The organism is Bradyrhizobium sp. WSM471, assembly GCF_000244915.1.
In the GTDB taxonomy this organism is placed as follows: Bacteria; Pseudomonadota; Alphaproteobacteria; order Rhizobiales; family Xanthobacteraceae; genus Bradyrhizobium.
In genome coordinates this window covers 7,128,371-7,143,737 of sequence record NZ_CM001442.1, presented here as the reverse complement: position 1 = coordinate 7,143,737, position 15,367 = coordinate 7,128,371, and the positions used below count along the sequence as shown (strand labels likewise).

The 15,367-nt window shown below is 63.6% G+C and carries 14 protein-coding genes; 9 read left to right on the top strand and 5 right to left on the bottom strand.

Features of this window, described 5'->3' with window-relative positions:
- Positions 1 to 10 precede the first annotated feature (10 nt).
- The gene (locus BRA471DRAFT_RS32550) at positions 11 to 1,501 is read right to left on the bottom strand and encodes a DUF4173 domain-containing protein (protein ID WP_007615104.1); all 1,491 of its coding nucleotides are present in this window, start codon (positions 1,499 to 1,501) and stop codon (positions 11 to 13) included.
- Positions 1,502 to 1,688: 187 nt separating this feature from the next.
- Between BRA471DRAFT_RS32550 and BRA471DRAFT_RS32545 the strand changes: the two genes are divergently transcribed.
- Positions 1,689 to 3,032: a glycoside hydrolase family 3 N-terminal domain-containing protein gene (locus BRA471DRAFT_RS32545; RefSeq protein WP_007615103.1), complete on the top strand. Its 1,344-nt coding sequence runs from the start codon at positions 1,689 to 1,691 to the stop codon at positions 3,030 to 3,032.
- Here BRA471DRAFT_RS32545 and BRA471DRAFT_RS32540 read toward each other — a convergent pair.
- The 3 genes from BRA471DRAFT_RS32540 to BRA471DRAFT_RS32530 all read right to left on the bottom strand — a co-directional run bounded on the left by BRA471DRAFT_RS32540 (position 3,029) and on the right by BRA471DRAFT_RS32530 (position 6,920).
- On the bottom strand, positions 3,029 to 4,648 hold the full coding sequence (locus tag BRA471DRAFT_RS32540) for an ABC transporter substrate-binding protein (RefSeq protein WP_007615102.1): 1,620 nt from the start codon (positions 4,646 to 4,648) through the stop codon (positions 3,029 to 3,031). The genes BRA471DRAFT_RS32545 and BRA471DRAFT_RS32540 overlap by 4 nt on opposite strands.
- A gap of 96 nt (positions 4,649 to 4,744) precedes the next feature.
- Positions 4,745 to 6,199 (bottom strand): dihydropyrimidinase, encoded by a 1,455-nt coding sequence (gene hydA / locus BRA471DRAFT_RS32535; protein WP_007615101.1) that lies wholly within the window; start codon positions 6,197 to 6,199, stop codon positions 4,745 to 4,747.
- 112 nt (positions 6,200 to 6,311) lie between these two features.
- Positions 6,312 to 6,920 (bottom strand): TetR/AcrR family transcriptional regulator, encoded by a 609-nt coding sequence (locus BRA471DRAFT_RS32530; protein WP_007615100.1) that lies wholly within the window; start codon positions 6,918 to 6,920, stop codon positions 6,312 to 6,314.
- A 102-nt stretch (positions 6,921 to 7,022) separates the two neighbouring features.
- Here BRA471DRAFT_RS32530 and BRA471DRAFT_RS32525 point away from each other — a divergent pair, with 102 nt between their 5' ends.
- The 7 genes from BRA471DRAFT_RS32525 (at position 7,023) to BRA471DRAFT_RS32495 (ending at position 12,594) form a co-directional block, all read left to right on the top strand.
- The gene (locus tag BRA471DRAFT_RS32525) at positions 7,023 to 7,718 is read left to right on the top strand and encodes a PspA/IM30 family protein (protein ID WP_007615099.1); all 696 of its coding nucleotides are present in this window, start codon (positions 7,023 to 7,025) and stop codon (positions 7,716 to 7,718) included.
- A 40-nt stretch (positions 7,719 to 7,758) separates the two neighbouring features.
- Positions 7,759 to 8,034, top strand: coding sequence for a YiaA/YiaB family inner membrane protein (locus BRA471DRAFT_RS32520; RefSeq protein ID WP_007615098.1), 276 nt, complete (start codon positions 7,759 to 7,761; stop codon positions 8,032 to 8,034).
- 212 nt (positions 8,035 to 8,246) lie between these two features.
- Positions 8,247 to 9,311: an amidohydrolase family protein gene (locus tag BRA471DRAFT_RS32515; protein ID WP_007615097.1), complete on the top strand. Its 1,065-nt coding sequence runs from the start codon at positions 8,247 to 8,249 to the stop codon at positions 9,309 to 9,311.
- A gap of 14 nt (positions 9,312 to 9,325) precedes the next feature.
- On the top strand, positions 9,326 to 10,438 hold the full coding sequence (locus tag BRA471DRAFT_RS32510) for an amidohydrolase family protein (protein WP_007615096.1): 1,113 nt from the start codon (positions 9,326 to 9,328) through the stop codon (positions 10,436 to 10,438).
- Positions 10,439 to 10,454: 16 nt separating this feature from the next.
- Entirely contained in the window at positions 10,455 to 10,868 is a 414-nt protein-coding gene (locus BRA471DRAFT_RS32505; protein ID WP_007615093.1) for a Rieske (2Fe-2S) protein, read from the top strand.
- A 71-nt stretch (positions 10,869 to 10,939) separates the two neighbouring features.
- The gene (locus tag BRA471DRAFT_RS32500) at positions 10,940 to 11,146 is read left to right on the top strand and encodes a hypothetical protein (RefSeq protein WP_007615092.1); all 207 of its coding nucleotides are present in this window, start codon (positions 10,940 to 10,942) and stop codon (positions 11,144 to 11,146) included.
- A gap of 110 nt (positions 11,147 to 11,256) precedes the next feature.
- The gene (locus BRA471DRAFT_RS32495; protein WP_007610752.1) at positions 11,257 to 12,594 is read left to right on the top strand and encodes an IS1182-like element ISBrsp10 family transposase; all 1,338 of its coding nucleotides are present in this window, start codon (positions 11,257 to 11,259) and stop codon (positions 12,592 to 12,594) included.
- A gap of 230 nt (positions 12,595 to 12,824) precedes the next feature.
- On the opposite strand, the gene BRA471DRAFT_RS32490 is transcribed toward BRA471DRAFT_RS32495, so the two are convergent.
- Positions 12,825 to 13,670 (bottom strand): SDR family oxidoreductase, encoded by an 846-nt coding sequence (locus BRA471DRAFT_RS32490; protein WP_007615091.1) that lies wholly within the window; start codon positions 13,668 to 13,670, stop codon positions 12,825 to 12,827.
- 198 nt (positions 13,671 to 13,868) lie between these two features.
- On the opposite strand from BRA471DRAFT_RS32490, the gene BRA471DRAFT_RS32485 reads away from it, so the two are divergent.
- Positions 13,869 to 15,365, top strand: a complete 1,497-nt coding sequence (locus tag BRA471DRAFT_RS32485) for an aldehyde dehydrogenase family protein (RefSeq protein WP_007615090.1) — start codon at positions 13,869 to 13,871, stop codon at positions 15,363 to 15,365.
- Positions 15,366 to 15,367 lie beyond the last annotated feature (2 nt).

Genomic DNA, 15,367 nt, shown 5'->3' with positions numbered 1-15,367 from the left:
CGCTGCTTCGTCAGCCCGCCGACCGAGCTTTCGCCAGGGCGTCCAGCCTGCGCTGGAGCCGCCAGTTCCTGAAGCTCCAGCTCCGCCAGGCCAGATCCTGACGGTGGACTTCTACAAGCCGATCGCGCCGCGACACAAGGCAGTTGTCGCCCGGGCGATGAGCGATGACCTTGTCGAGGGCAGGCAGCGCCTGCGGCCCGAGTGTGAGGAGATAGTTGGCGTCGATGCTCAAGCCCTTCCCCGACATTTCGTTGCTGTGGCTCAGATTATAGTCGGCGATGAACGCGTCGAAGTTCACCAGCGAGCAGCCATACAGCGCGATCGTTAACGCGATCAGATTGGCGCCGACGAGCCATTGGTTGGACCTGTCGAGGACGATGCGGGCGACGATCAGGATCAGCCCGAGCGCCACCAGCCCCATCCAGATGAAGGCCGCGATGCGCCAATAGGTCAGCATGTAGATGTCGACGTAAAGGTCGAGGCGAAGGATGGAGGAGGCGACGAGCAGGACGTTCTGTCCCACCCAGAGATACACCAGCGGCCGGATGATCTTCGATTTCTCCGCCGGACCGCCCGGGCGCATCGCCACCAGCACGAAGGCGGCGGCGAGGAGCGCGGTCGCGATCAGCGGATAGGCGCCGCGATGGGCATAGGCCGCATAGGTCAAATTAGTCGGCAGCGCGACATGCCCCCAGAGATAGATACCGTCGAGGATCGATTGCGCAGCGAACAGCAGGTTGAACAGGATCAGCGAGCGCAGGATGGTGGAGGGGCCCAGGAACTGAGCCGAGACTTGGGACGGCAGCGGCGGCGGCACAAAGCCATCGACGACCGTCGTGGTGGGAATCGTCCTGCGCCGCCAGCGCACATGGATGAACGGCCAGACCAGCGCCAGCATCATGGTCCAGAACAGCACGCGCGGGATGCTGACATAGTCGAGGATGAGCTTTGGATCGAGCAGGAACACCCACTGCTCGATCAGCGGATTGGCTGCGGCGAACAGTGCGATGAAGACAGTGCTCAGCACTGCAGGCAGAAGCCAGAGTGCGATGCTCCGAGTGAGTGCGGACATGTTGAAGATTTGAAGTGCTTCGGGGAAGACCCTGAAGGGACCAAACAGGACAAAGTTTCGTAGCGCCCGGGCGCGGTCCGCGAGGTCCGTCGTCTTCGAATTAGTTGCGAGCAGCAGCGCCATCAGCAGCGCCGCGACGAGGATCAGGAAGGACAGCGTGTTGAGCTCCTCTGTCGCCGGCACGAGACCGGCGACGAGAATGGCCGTGCTGGTGATGCCGCGTCGCAGGTCCAGTGCCGCATGATTGAACAGCACCGACACGCAAGCCGTCGCGATCGCAAAGAGGGTCAGCGATAGCCCGATACGCGGGCCATAGAACAGCCAGTCGGCGAGCGCAACCAGTGCCAGTGCGAGGCCAAGCTTGGCAAGAATGGAGGAAGGCCTGATCGGCTGGAGGTCCGCTGCTATCGTCGAAGCCAGGCTCGTCATGTTCAAATGGCCTTTCGTGAATGGTGGCATCACGAAGTCTGAACGTCGTTTGTGCAGAAGGCGGGATCGTCGTCTGCATGGCTTCAGGAGTCTTTTGCAGATTATGTGCAGACGCGCTTTTGGTCCTTACGCGGCGCAGATCGCTTTGATAGGTGCGATGCACACATCACCTTGGGCGTGACGCATCATGCAGCTCCTCAACCGCACCGGTCTCATCCTGCTCTGGCTTGCCGCGCCTCTCGTCGCATTTGCGGCCGCGAACAAGAACGACCCCTATCTTCTCGTGCTGCGCGGCGTCGGAAACATCGCGATTGTCGTCACAAGCATCGTAATCGTCATCGTGCTGCTGCACCGCGGCCGTTGGCGCAGCATCCCGGGCAAGCTGCTCGTCATGCTCTGGTGCGTTCCGCCACTCCTGATGTCGGCGGCGCACCTGAAATTTGAACTGCGCAAGCACGATGTTCTTGCCGCCAGTGCGGCCGAGGCGCGTCAGCTCGGACCTCACTTCATGGTCGGCTATTCCTCTTTTGCCGAGGTCGCGCGTCTTGCCGAGCAGGGCTTGATCGGCGGCGTCTACGTCACCCGGCACAACATCCGGAGCCGGTCCGTCGAGGCGCTGCGTGCCGAGATCGCGGCGCTCCAGGGCAAGCGGCGAGCCGCCGGCCTGCCGCCGCTGGTCGTGGCCGCGGACCAGGAGGGCGGCATCGTCGGGCACCTTGCGCCGCCGCTGACGAAGCTGCCGGCGCTGGCGACGCTTGCCGGGCTTGCCCCCGATGACCAACAGGCCAAAGCGGCAGAGTTCGGCCGCATCCACGGACGTGAACTCGCCGGGCTCGGTGTCAACCTCAATCTCGCGCCGGTGCTCGATCTCAAGCCGCCGGGCCGGCGCAATCGTCTCGACTTCCACACACTCATCGGTCAGCGCGCGATTGCGACCGATCCGGCCGTCGTCGGCGCGATCGCGCGCGCTTATGTGCGCGGGCTGGAGCAATCCGGCGTCGGCGCCACGCTCAAGCATTTTCCCGGCATCGGGCGCGTGCGCACCGACACGCATCATTTCAGCGCCAATCTCGACACGCCGGTGAAGGAGTTGGAAGCAACCGACTGGCTTCCGTTCCGCGAGGTGCTGTCGCATTCGCGCAGCGCGCTCATGGTCGGCCACGTCACGCTCACGGCCGTCGATCCCGATCGCGCCGCCTCGCATTCGAAGCGTGTCGTCGAGGGGATCATTCGCGACAAATGGGGCTATCAGGGCGTCGTCATGACCGACGATCTCGTGATGGGGGCGATCTACCAGCACGACGTCTGCCAGGCCGTCGTGGAAGCCATCAACGCGGGGGTCGACCTGCTGCTGGTTGCCTATGATGGCGCGCAATTCTATCGGATTTTCGCTTGCGCCCTGGATGGATCGCAGCAAGGCAAGCTCGAAACGGCGATGCTGCGCGCGAGCGAGGCGCGGCTCGCGCGGGGGTTCCCGTCCGAGCAGGCGCGCGCCGCCTCACGCACCGTCAGCGTCGCCCGCCAAAACTAGCCCTTCGCGAACTGCCGGTAGTCAGGCTCACGATGAAACCAGAACTCGTAGCCGGTGATGGCCTTCTGCATGGCGACGTCGTGGATCGGCTGGTTGAGCGGAATGACGGGAACATCGCGCATGCAGAGCGCGATGAAATCCTTCACGGCCTTGTCGTACTCGGCAGCATCCGTGGTGAACCGCGCCTTGTCGATCAGCGCGTCCATCTCCTTGTTCTGGTACGAGGAGATGTTGAAGATCGAGTTGTTGCCGTGGAAGTTCCAGTAGAAGTAATACTCGGGATAATCGAGCCAGCCGCTGAAACGATTCAGCGCGAGCGGGAGCTCCTTCTTGTTCAGCGTCGTGCGCCAGTTCGCGCCGGGGATCTTCTCGATCGCCGCCTTGATGCCGATCTTGGCGAGACTTTCCTGGATCAGGATCGCGGTCGGCTCGCCGACCGTGGCGGTGCCGGTGTCGAGCGACAGCGTCGTCTCCAGTCCCGACTCGAAGCCCGCCTCCTTCATCAGGGCTTTGGCCTTGTCGAGATCGGTGACGTACGGAAACGCCTGCGGCCAGACCGGGTTCGAGACGTCTGCTGCTCCGCCATACATGGGAACGGCACGCCCGAAGAATGCGCTGTTCTGGATTTGCTCATACGGCATCGCCCAGGCGACGGCTTGGCGCAGTTTCACATTGTCGAACGGCGGCTTTGCCGTGTTCAGCGCAAGGGACCAGAGCGCATTCGGGATCGGCACGCCCGAGACCTTGACCTTGCCCTCCTTGATGATCTGCTCGAAGTCACGCGGCGCGAAGCCGCTGGAGATATCCGCATCACCCCGCTCCAGCATGGCGCGGCGGGTGCCGGCGGAGGGGACGTCGCGCGCGATCACGCGCTTGAGCTTCGGGAGAGGTCCACACTTCCAATCGTCGAAGCGCGCCAGCACGGTCTCGCTGCCCGGCTTCCAGCTTTCGATCCTGTAAGCGCCGCCGCCGGCCTCGTTGTTCCTGAGCCACGCCAGCGCCCACGGGTCTTCCGCCGTCGCGTTCTTTTTCGCGAGCTCCGCGTTGATGATGAAGGGCACGACCACCGCGACGTTGAACAGCAGCATCTTGTCCTTGCGCACATAGTCGATGCGGAAGGTGTGGTCGTCGACCACGACGAACTGCTCGGGCTTTTCCAGCGATCCCGCCGACATCTGGAAGGTCGGAAAGCCGCCGACCTTCACCGCGCGGTCGAACGACCATTTGACGTCTTTGGCCGTGACTGGCGTACCGTCGTGGAATTTGGCGTCCTTCCGCAATTTGAAAGTGCAGGACATGCCGTCTGCGGCAACCTCCCAGCTCTCGGCGAGTTCAGGTGCGAGCTTCTCGCGGTCATAAGACAGGGTGCCGTCCGGGAGGTTCTTGGAGGCGTAGCTCAGTAGGCGATCGTAGCAATTCCAGGACAGCCCGTTCACGGTCTGGTTGGAGCCGACGCCCTGCATGTCGAGCGAGTTTGGCCCGAGCTCCTGCACCACCAGCAGCGTCTCGGCACGACCCTGCGCCCGGGCGAGACGGGGCGCAACGGCCGCTATTCCGGCGAGGCCGAAGCCACCGAGCACGCTGCGGCGGTTTAGGTCGAAAGATGATGCGCTCATGGGTGCCTCACTCTTGAGAGATTTGCACCATAAAGAGGCAAGGCGCATGCCATCGGCCGCGCTTCACGGCGTCGGATGCTGCGCGGACCTTCAATTCTACGGCGTCACCGCTCCGCGGCCGACGGCGCGCGGGGCTGTCAGCTCTTTCCAGGTGGAATTGGCGACATGCACCGGCGAGAACGCCGGGCGCTCGACATAATGGCCGTCGCCGGCCTCGGCGCGCAGATCGCCATCCTTCCAGACGATTCGGCCGCGCGACAGCGTCGCCGCCGCTCCGCCGGTGCAGGAAAAGCCCTCGAACACGTTGTAGTCGATCCGGCTCATCTGCCGCTTCGCGCTGATGGTCCTGCTCGCCTTGGGATCCCAAACTACAATATCCGCGTCCGAGCCGACGGCGACCGCGCCTTTGCGCGGATAGATGTTGAGGATGCGGGCGATATTCGCCGAGGTCACTGCGACGAATTCTTCCTTCGTCAGCCGTCCCGTGGTGACACCCGCGGTCCATAGCAGCGCGAGGCGATCTTCGAGGCCGCCGGTGCCGTTCGGGATCTTTCTGAAATCGCCGAGCCCGAACCGCTTTTGCTCGGTGGTGAAGGCGCAGTGGTCGGTCGCGACCACCTGCAGCGAGCCGGCTTGCAGGCCGGCCCAAAGACTATTCTGATGCGACCTGTCGCGGAACGGCGGCGACATCACGCGCTGCGCGGAATGATCCCAATCCTTGTTCTGATATTCATCGGCGTCGAGCAGCAAGTGCTGGATCAGCGGCTCGCCATAGACGCGTTTGCCGGTTGCGCGTGCCCGCGCGATCGCCTCATGCGCCTCGCGGCAGCTCGTGTGCACGATGTAGACCGGAGTCCCCGTCATGTCGGCGATCATGATGGCGCGGTTGGTGGCTTCGCCCTCGACCTCCGGTGGCCGCGAGTAGGCGTGTCCTTCGGGCCCGGTGACGCCGCGCGCGATCAGCGCCTCCTGCATCAGGGCGACGACGTCGCCGTTCTCCGCATGCACGACCGGCATGGCGCCGAGATGGGCGCATCGGGCGAACGAGTTGTAGAGCTCGTCGTCGTTCACCATCAGCGCACCCTTGTAGGCCATGAAGTGCTTGAAGGTGTTGATGCCGTAGGTTTTGACCACGGTCTCCATCTCGTCATGGATCTGCTTCGACCAGGATGTTACGGCCATGTGGAAGCCGTAGTCGGAGGCCGCCTTCTCGGATTTGTGTCGCCACTCCTGATAGGCCGCGAGCATCGATTGGCCGGGATCGGGCAGGCAGAAATCCACCACCATGGTGGTGCCACCGGCCAGCGCCGCCTTGGTTCCCGATTCGAAATCGTCCGCGGTGACCGTGCCCATGAACGGCATTTCGAGATGGGTGTGCGGATCGATGCCGCCTGGGATGACGTAGGCGCCGCCGGCATCGATGATCTCGCTGCCGGTGGGCGCATCGAGCGACTGCCCGACCGCGACGACGGTCGCGCCGTCGATCAGCACGTCCGCCCGGCGCGAATGATCATGATTGACGACGGTGCCGCCGCGGATGAGGAGGGGCATTGGAGCTCCGGAGAGAGGCGTAAACCTCGCGAAGCTAAGCGCGCCGCATGCGATGCGACAGGTGAAATTTTAGTCAGGCGCCGCCGACAGTTGAGCCGTGTTCTCTCGGCATCTACGCCGCCCGCGCGATCAGTCCGTCGACCATCGCGCGCACCAGGCCCGCGATTTCCTTCCGGAGCGCCGGCAGCGGTACCGCGACCAGTTTCTGCTCCAGTCCCAGCGCCACCATGCCATGCACCGCCGAGAACAGGCTGCGCGCGGTGATGCCGAGCTCCTCCCGACTGCGTTTTGGAAACAGCGCAGCCAGCGGCTGGTAGACGTGGCGGAACAGCTGCAGCTGGTCGTCGATGGACCAGTCGGGGAGGGGCTTGTCGGCTGCCGTGCGATGCTCGAACAGCGCACGCCATAGTTCGAGATTTTCCGCGGCGAAGTCGCAATAGGCGAGGGCGATCCAGACCAGGGTCTCCTGCGGCGACGGCTCGCCCGCGCTTTCCGCCGTGCTCAGGGCCTCGTCGAGCCGAAGCAGCGTGCGCGAGCCGACGCGCAGGATCAGCTCGTCCACGTCGGCGACGAGATTGTAGACCGCGCCGTTGGCGCAGCCGATCTCGCGGGCGAGATCGCGGGTTTTCAGGCCCGCCAATCCCCTGTCGGCGATCATTCGTTCCGCCGCCAGGATCAGGTCGGATCGAAGTTTCTCTCGGCGTGCCAATGCCTTGGTCATTTCTAATCAAATTTCTGAGCGTTGCTCAAAGATTTCTTGAACGATGTTCAAGTTTTCTGCTACAAACCATGTGTGAGCAACGCTCATAACAGGGAGCTTCAGATGTTCAAGACCGTAGTGACACTTTTCCGCGGCAGCGTGGCCGCCGCGGGCGAGGAGCTGGAAGACCGGACGGCCCTTCTGATCCTCGATCAACAGATGCGCGACGCGGCCGCCGCCCTCGAGCGCGGCAAACGGACCCTGGCGCTGGCGATCGCGCAGGACCAGCAAGAAGGCCGCAAGCTCGAGGCGACCGTCGCCCGCATCGCCGATCTCGAGACCCGCGCGGTTGCGGCGCTCGACGGCGGCCGCGAGGATCTCGCCAACGATGCCGCCGAAGCCATCGCGGGCCTGGAGGCCGATCGCGATGCGGCGCTGACGGCACGCGCGCTGTTCGCAACCGAGATCGCCCGGTTGAAGCGGCACGTCGCAAGCGCGCAAGCCCGCATCACCGAGCTCGACCGCGGCCGCCGTGTCGCCCGTGCCTCGGAGGCGGTGCGCTCGCTTCGCCGCAGCGGCATCGATGCGGCACGCCCCTACGAATCTACGCTGCCGGAGGCGGAGAGCACTTTGAGGCGTCTTCGTGAGCGGCAGATGGAAGCCCAGGCCGCCGACGACGCGCTGGTCGAGCTCGATGCGGCCACCGGTCCGCTCGCCACCGCCGAAAAACTCGCCGAGCAGGGTTTTGGCCCCCGGCTCAAGACGACCGCGGACGACGTGCTGGCGCGGTTGAAGTCCAAGCGCACGCCGACTGTCTGATCCCAAACCTCATCATCGTTCGAACCAGCAGGAGACCATCATGAACCAGAATGGCCAGCCCCACAGCGGCGCCTGGGTGACTTTCACTTACGTGTCCTTCGCAGCCTCCGCCTTCCTCATCGCCATCGGCATCTTCTTCCTGCCGATCGACCTCTGGATGAAGGGTTATCTCACCATGGGCATCGTCATGCTGATCCAGACCTGCATCACCCTGACCAAGACGGTCCGCGACAACCATGAAAGCAGCCGGATGGTGAACCGCATCGAGGATGCCAAGGCGGAACGTCTGCTGATGGAAGTCTCCAAGGCGGCTTGAGAGGCATGACAATACGCAAGGAAGCAGCGGAGCAATTCGCTTCGCTGCTTCGGCGCCGGCACGTATTGCGCCTGCGAAATGCAACCGAGCCATGACGGATCGCGCGGGCGCGCGCCCTTGCGCACCGGCGGCGGCCGGAGCACTCTGCGCGAGCGGCACACAAAGAATGCCGCCAAAAAGATGTGCTTATAATTACCTTGGCGAGGAACCTTATGGCAGCGATGCGGATCGACTGTGACATCCACCCGGCGGTTGGTGGCACGCGCACGACGCTGCTGCCTTATCTCAGCGATCACTGGAAAGAGCAGGTCGTGAGCCGCGCCATCGACGGGCTCGACCTGACCTCCTATCCGCCGGGCATGCCGCTGGCGGGCCGCGCCGACTGGCGGCCGAAGAATGGGGCCAAGCCCGGATCCGATCTCGCGATGGTGCAGAAGGGCGCGTTCGACCAGCTTGGCGCGAGCCACGCGATCCTCAACGTGCTTTATGGTGCGCAGGCCGTGTTCGACCCCTACATGGCGGCCGACTTCTGCAAGGCGATCAACGACTGGATCGCCACTGAGTGGCTGTCGCGCGATTCGCGCTTGCGTGCCTCGATCGTGGTGCCGATGCAGGACCCGGAACTGGCGGTCGAAGAGATCGAGCGCCGCGCCGGTGATCACCGCTTCGTCTCGATCCTCGTGCTGGCGCAAGGCGAGACGCTGCTGGGTCGGCGGCATTTCTGGCCGGTCTATCGGCTCGCGGAAAAGTACAAGCTGCCGCTCGCGATCCACGCCGGCACGCAATATCGGCAGGCGCCGAGCTCGGCCGGCTGGCCGTCGCACCGCTACGAATATTACTTCGTCGAGGCGCAGGCGTTTCAGGCGCAGATCCTGAGCCTGATCTATGAGGGCGTATTCGGCAAGTTTCCGGACCTCAAGGTCGTGCTGATGGAATCCGGCGTGAGCTGGCTGCCGGCCTTCATGTGGCGCGCCAACAAGACCTGGCGCGGGGTGCGCGTCGAGGTGCCCTGGGTCGAGCGCGAGCCGGCTGCGATCATTCGCGACAATTTTCGCGTCACCATGCAGCCGTTCGACGCACCTGGCGACGCGAAAAGCGTCGAGGAGATCATCGAGCAGATCGGTTCTGAGAAGATGTTCCTGTTCGCGTCCGACTATCCGCACTGGCAGTTCGACGGCGACGATCCGATCCCGCCGAACCTGCCGAACAGCATCATCTCGAAGATGTGTGTCGACAACCCGCTGGAGACGTTTCCGCGGCTGTCGCTCGCCAACTGACTTTGGAGGTTCGCATGAGTGAAGTCATCGACCGCCCGCTGGGGGAAGACGAGAAGCCCGCCGCCTCGCGGCTGCGCATCGTCGATTGCGACGTCCATCCGAGCCTGCATTCGCCCGACGATCTCAACGAGTTCCTGCCAAAGCGCTGGCAGCAGCATCTGGAGGAATATGGCAGCCATTTGCGCACGCCGTATCTGTTCACCACGCCTTATCCTCGCTCCTCGCCGTTGATCGCGCGCCGCGATGCCTGGCCGCCGACGGGCGGGCCGCCCGGCTCGGATCTCGCCTTCATGCAGAAGCAGCACCTCGATCCGCTCGACGTCGAGTTCGGGATTTTGCAGGTGCTCGACCTCTTCATCTTCTCGCAGCAGAATCTCGAATTCGGCGCCGCGATCCAGCGTGCGATCAATGACTGGCAGTTGGCGTTCTGGTCACATCGCGACCCGCGCTTGAAGGCTTCGATCCTGGTCGGTCAGGATGGCGTCGATCTCGCCATTGCCGAGATCGAACGCTGCGCGAAAATCGGCGAATATATCCAGATCAACGTCTCGCCGCGCGCCAATGAGCCGCTCGGCCGTCGCCGCTACTGGCCAATCTACGAGCGTGCCCAAGAACTGGACCTGCCGCTGGGCATCCATGTCGGCGGCTATGGCGGGCATGCGCCGACCGGTGGCGGCTGGCCGTCCTTTTATGTCGAGGAGCACCAGTCCAACGCGCACACGATTGCGGCGCAGCTTGCCAGTCTCGTGATCGAGGGCGTGCCGGAGCGCTTCCCAAAATTGAAGTTCGTCTTCATCGAGGGCGGCTTCGGCTGGATCCCGTCCGCGGTGTGGCGAATGGACCAGCATTTTGAGCGCTTCCGCAGCGAGGTGCCGCATCTCAAGCGCAAGCCGTCGGAATACGTCCGTGAGCATTTCTGGTTCACGACGCAACCGATCGACGAACCTGACGAGGCCCGGCACCTGCGCTCGCTGATGGAATGGGTCGGCATCGATCGTCTCTTGTTCTCGTCGGACTATCCGCACTGGGATTTCGACGATCCGCGCTTCGCCTTCAAGACGCCGCTGACAGAAGCCGAGCGAAAGAAGATCTTCAGCAGCAATGCCCGCGCGGTCTACAATTTCTGAGAGGGGTCTGAACGGTATGGCCCGTCACATCGTCGCGTCCATCTCGGAGATCCCACCCGGTGGCAACAAGGTCGTCGATGTCGCCGGCCGCGACATTGTCGTGTTCCACGTCAATGGCGAGTTCTTCGCGCTGCTGAACCGCTGCCCGCACGAAGGCGCGCCGCTGGAGAAAGCGGCCTGCGTGGCGCGGCTGACCTCGCCCGAGCCGGGTATCTATCAGCGCTCGCGCGTCGGCGAGATGCTGCGCTGTCCCTGGCACGGCTGGGAATTCGACATGCGCAACGGCCAGTCCTGGTTCGACCCGAAGCGCGTCAAGATAAGGTCATATCCGGTCGCGGTGGAGCGCGGCGAGGAACTCCAGAAAGGTCCGTATGTTGCCGAGACGTTTCCGGTGCATGTTGAGGACAGCTACGTGATTGTCGAGGTCTGACCAGCCGTTTCGGATTGTGATTTCGCCGCAGGTGGGATAAGCCACGCCCGCATTTATCGCGGAGACGAGCCTTGTCGAAACAATCCCTGCGTGAGGAGGCCGAGCGCCTGATCCGCGAATCGATGGAAAAGAAAACCGTCGTCGTCAAGCAGGGCGATACCCGCATCGAGGCCGTCTGCGGTAAATGCGGCGCCCCGAACCGTGTGCAGGCGCCAAAGGGACAGACCCGCATCAAGTTTGCCTGCAAGAATTGCGGGCACCAGCAAGAGACGCTGTAGAGCGCCCCATGTGTAACCCCTCATCCTGAGAGGGTGAGAATCTTTCGTCTAAACGGGCATTTGCCGTAGCCGCTTTGCTATGATTCGATGACGGGGCGAAGCAGGGGCAGATGATGGCTGACGATCAATTGTTCGAAGACTTGCCCGAGCAGGATAAGCCACTACCCAAGGGACGCGGCGCGGTGCGGTTGCGAGAACCGGAACGCAGCCAGATGAGCATGCAGGTCGCGGCATTGGACGATCTGGTAGGGGATGATCATCCGGTCCGCGCGGTTTGGTCGTTTGTCGAGGGGCTGGATCTGTCGGCGCTGTACGACGTCATCAAGGCGCGGGAGGGCGAGCCCGGACATCCGCCGGCCTCGCCGAAGCTGATGCTGGCGCTTTGGCTCTGGGCCACGATCGATGGAGTGGGCAGCGCTCGCCAACTGGACCGGCTGTGCCGGGATCATCTGATCTATCGTTGGTTGTGCGGCGGAGTGTCGATGAACTATCACAGCCTGTCGAACTTCCGGATCGCCCATATGGCGGTTCTGGAACGGCTGCTGACACAGGGCGTCGCGTCGATGGTGGACGCTGGATTGGTGTCGCTCGACACCTTGGCGCAGGATGGTTTGCGGGTGCGCGCGGCGGCCGGGGCGGGCTCGTTCCGCCGGCGGCCACGGCTTGATGAGTTGAAGACGGCAGCGCAGACGCGGGTGGAGCGCCTGCGCTTTGAAGTCGAGACCGATCCTGCGGCCGATGATCGGCGTCGGCGTGCGGCAAAGGAGCGTGGCGCCCGCGAGCGTGCGGAGCGGATCGCGGCGGCGCAGGAACGCATGAAGGAGCTGGAAGCCGAGCGGGAGCGGCGAGAGAAAACCAACAAGAAAGAGGTGGCCAAGCAGAAGTCGCCGCGCGCTTCCACCACCGATGCCGACGCACGGGTGATGAAGATGGCCGATGGCGGATGGCGCCCGGCCTACAACACACAGATCGTATCGGCTCCGGAACACCAGGTGATCGTTGCGGTCGATATCGATACCAGCGGCTCGGATCGGGGCTTGGCCCAGCCGGGGATCGAGATGGTGCATGCCGAAGGCTACCAACCCTCCAACTATCTGGTCGATGGCGGCTTCACCAAAAACGAAGCCATTGAGTGGGCCCATGCCAACGGTATAAAAGTGTGGTGTCCGCCAGCGCAGACAAAACACGGCACCGACCCTTATGCCCCTAAGAAAGGTGACGGTGTTGGCGTCGCGGACTGGCGTGAACGCATGAAGAGCGACGATGGCAAGGCGTTCTACCGGCTGCGTTGCGAACACGAATGCATCAACGCCCATGCCCGACGCATGGGCCTGCGCCAGTTATCCCTGCGCGGCAAGATCAAGGCCCGCATCCACCTGTTGTGGTTCGCGGTCGCTCACAACATGATGCGCTTCTTCGCCTTACACGCCAAGGCGCAAGCGGCATAAATAGGCGAGCCCGCACCAATAGGCGCCAACAAAGCCCCCATCAGCGGGCCGGTTCAGCTGAAAACCTTGGGGTCACTGCTCTCCAGGCAATGCAAAGCTCTCTCGGCGGGAGCGAAACATTCTCAAGCTCTGAGGAGCCCGCTGCAAGCGGGCGTCTCGAAGGATCGAGGCCCCAACCGGGCCTGCATGGTTCGAGACGCGCGTTCCGCGCTCCTCACCATGAGGATCAACTACTCTCCCTTCACGAACCTCGCGAATGCATCCGCATAATCCGGGTGCCAGCGTGACAGCGGCGGGCGGTTCTCCACGATGTCGCCTGCGGCCCACAGCATGCGCTTTTCGTCGAGCGCGCGCGGAACGTCGTTGTCCGGGCACAGGATGTAGAAATCGCCGTCCTCAAGGCGCGCCAGCATGAAATTCACGGTCTGCTCGGCCGTCCAGGCGCCGGCCGGCTTCTCTGTCCGGCCCTTCGCGGTAAGCCCCGTAAAGACGAAGCCGGGAATCAGCAGATGCGCGGTGATGCGGCAGTCCGCAGTGTTGCGCAGCTCGTACTGGAGCGCTTCGGTAAAAGCCTTCACGCCGGCCTTGGAGACGTTGTAGGCGGGATCGCCGGGCGGGGTGGTGATGCCCTGCTTCGAGCCGGTGTTGATGATGAGCCCGGCCCTGCCGCGCGCGATCATGTTGGGCGCGAAGATGCGCGAGCCGTTGATGATGCCCCACATGTTGACGTCGATGATGCGCTGCCAATTGTCGGGTTCGCCGAACAGCGTGCTGCCGGGCTGGATGCCCGCATTGTTCATGAGGATGTCGGTGCCGCCGAAGCGCTCGCGCACGGCGCGCTCCAGTTCCGTCACGCCCTCGGTCTTGCTGACGTCAATCGCGAAGGTCATCACATGTGTGGCGGACGTGACGGATGAGAGTCTTGTCGCGGCGTCCGCCAGCCGCACCTGATCCACATCGGCGATACACACCTTCATGCCATCGCGCGCGAACGCCAAAGCCGCGGCGAATCCGATCCCGGACGCGCCGCCGGTGATTACGGCAACATTGTCTTTGACGATGGCGGGATGCGGCATGGATCCTTCTCCGGGGGAGGGGGCTCGGTCGTGCTATAACATGGCACTCGCGCGACCCTGCACAAGTCGGCATGGGAGGTCTTCGTTCCGCGCCGACTTTATGCCTTTCCTTTACGCCTGTCCGGCATCGCAGTATTCTATCGACCCAACGATCCCGCCCAGATCGAACCAATCAATCATTTGACAGGGAGTTCAGCCATGGCTGTGTCGCAGGCTATTCCGATCACGCGCCATCCGTTCGCCAATGGGTCCTACAAGCAGATGCTGATCGACGGGAGGTGGGTCGACGCTGCCTCAGGCAAGCGCTTCGAGACCCATAACCCTGCGACCGGTGAGCTGCTCGCAACCGTGGCCGAGGGCGACAAGGAAGATATCGACCGTGCAGTTGCTGCCGCCCGCCGCGCGTTCGAAGGGCCGTGGAGCAAGGTCAAGCCGTTCGAGCGGCAGAACCTGCTCCTGAAGCTTGCAGACCTCGTCGAGAAGAATTTCGACGAATTGTCGCAGCTCGACACGCTCGACATGGGCGCGCCGCTCAGCCGTACCCGCGCCTATCGCCTGCGCGCCGTCGGCATGCTGCGCTATTATGCCGGCCAGACCACCGCGATTCACGGCGAGACCATCGAGAACTCGCTGCCCGGCGAGATCTTCTCCTACACGCTGAAGGAGCCAATCGGCGTCGTCGGCGCCATCATTCCCTGGAACGGTCCGCTGACTGCGACGATCTGGAAGATCGGTCCGGCGATCGCGACCGGCTGCACCGTCGTGCTCAAACCCGCCGAAGAAGCGCCGCTGACCTCGTTGCGCATCGCCGAGCTCGCGATGGAAGCGGGCGTGCCGCCCGGCGTCATCAACGTCGTGCCCGGCTATGGCGAGACCGCGGGCGCGGCGCTTGCCGCGCACCACGACGTCGACAAGGTTGCCTTCACCGGCTCGCATATCACCGGCCAGTCGATCATCCGCGCCTCGGCCGGCAACCTCAAGCGTGTCTCGCTCGAGCTCGGCGGCAAGTCGCCGGACATCGTGTTCGCGGATGCCGATCTCGATGCGGCCGTGCCGGGAGCCGCGATGGCGGTGTTTGCCAATTCGGGGCAAATCTGCAGCGCCGGCACCCGGTTGTTTGTCGAGCAGTCGATCTACGAGGAGTTCGTCGGCCGCGTCGCCGAGTTCGGCAAGAAACTGCAGGTCGGCAACGGCCTCGATCCTAACACCCAGATCGGACCACTGGTGTCCGAGCAACAGCTCGAGCGCGTCACCAGCTATCTCGACATCGGCCAGAAGGAAGGCGCGCGGGCGCTCGCTGGCGGTGGCCGCGTCACCGAAGGCGCGCTTGCAAAAGGCTTCTTCGTGTCGCCAACAGTGTTCGCGGGCGTTCAGGACAATATGCGGATCGCGCAGGAGGAGATTTTTGGTCCCGTCATCTCCGCGATCGCGTTCAAGGACACGGACGAGTTGGTCAAGCGCGCCAACGCCACCACGTTCGGTCTCGGCTCGGGCCTGTGGACGCGGGACGTCAGCAAGGCGCATGCGGTCGCGAAGAGTCTGCGTGCCGGCTCGGTGTGGGTGAACTGCTACCAAGCGATGGACCCGGCCGTCCCCTTCGGTGGCTACAAGATGAGCGGCTACGGCCGCGAATCCGGCAAGCAGCACGTCGAGGAATATCTCAACGTGAAGGCTGTCTGGATCAAGACGGCCTGACG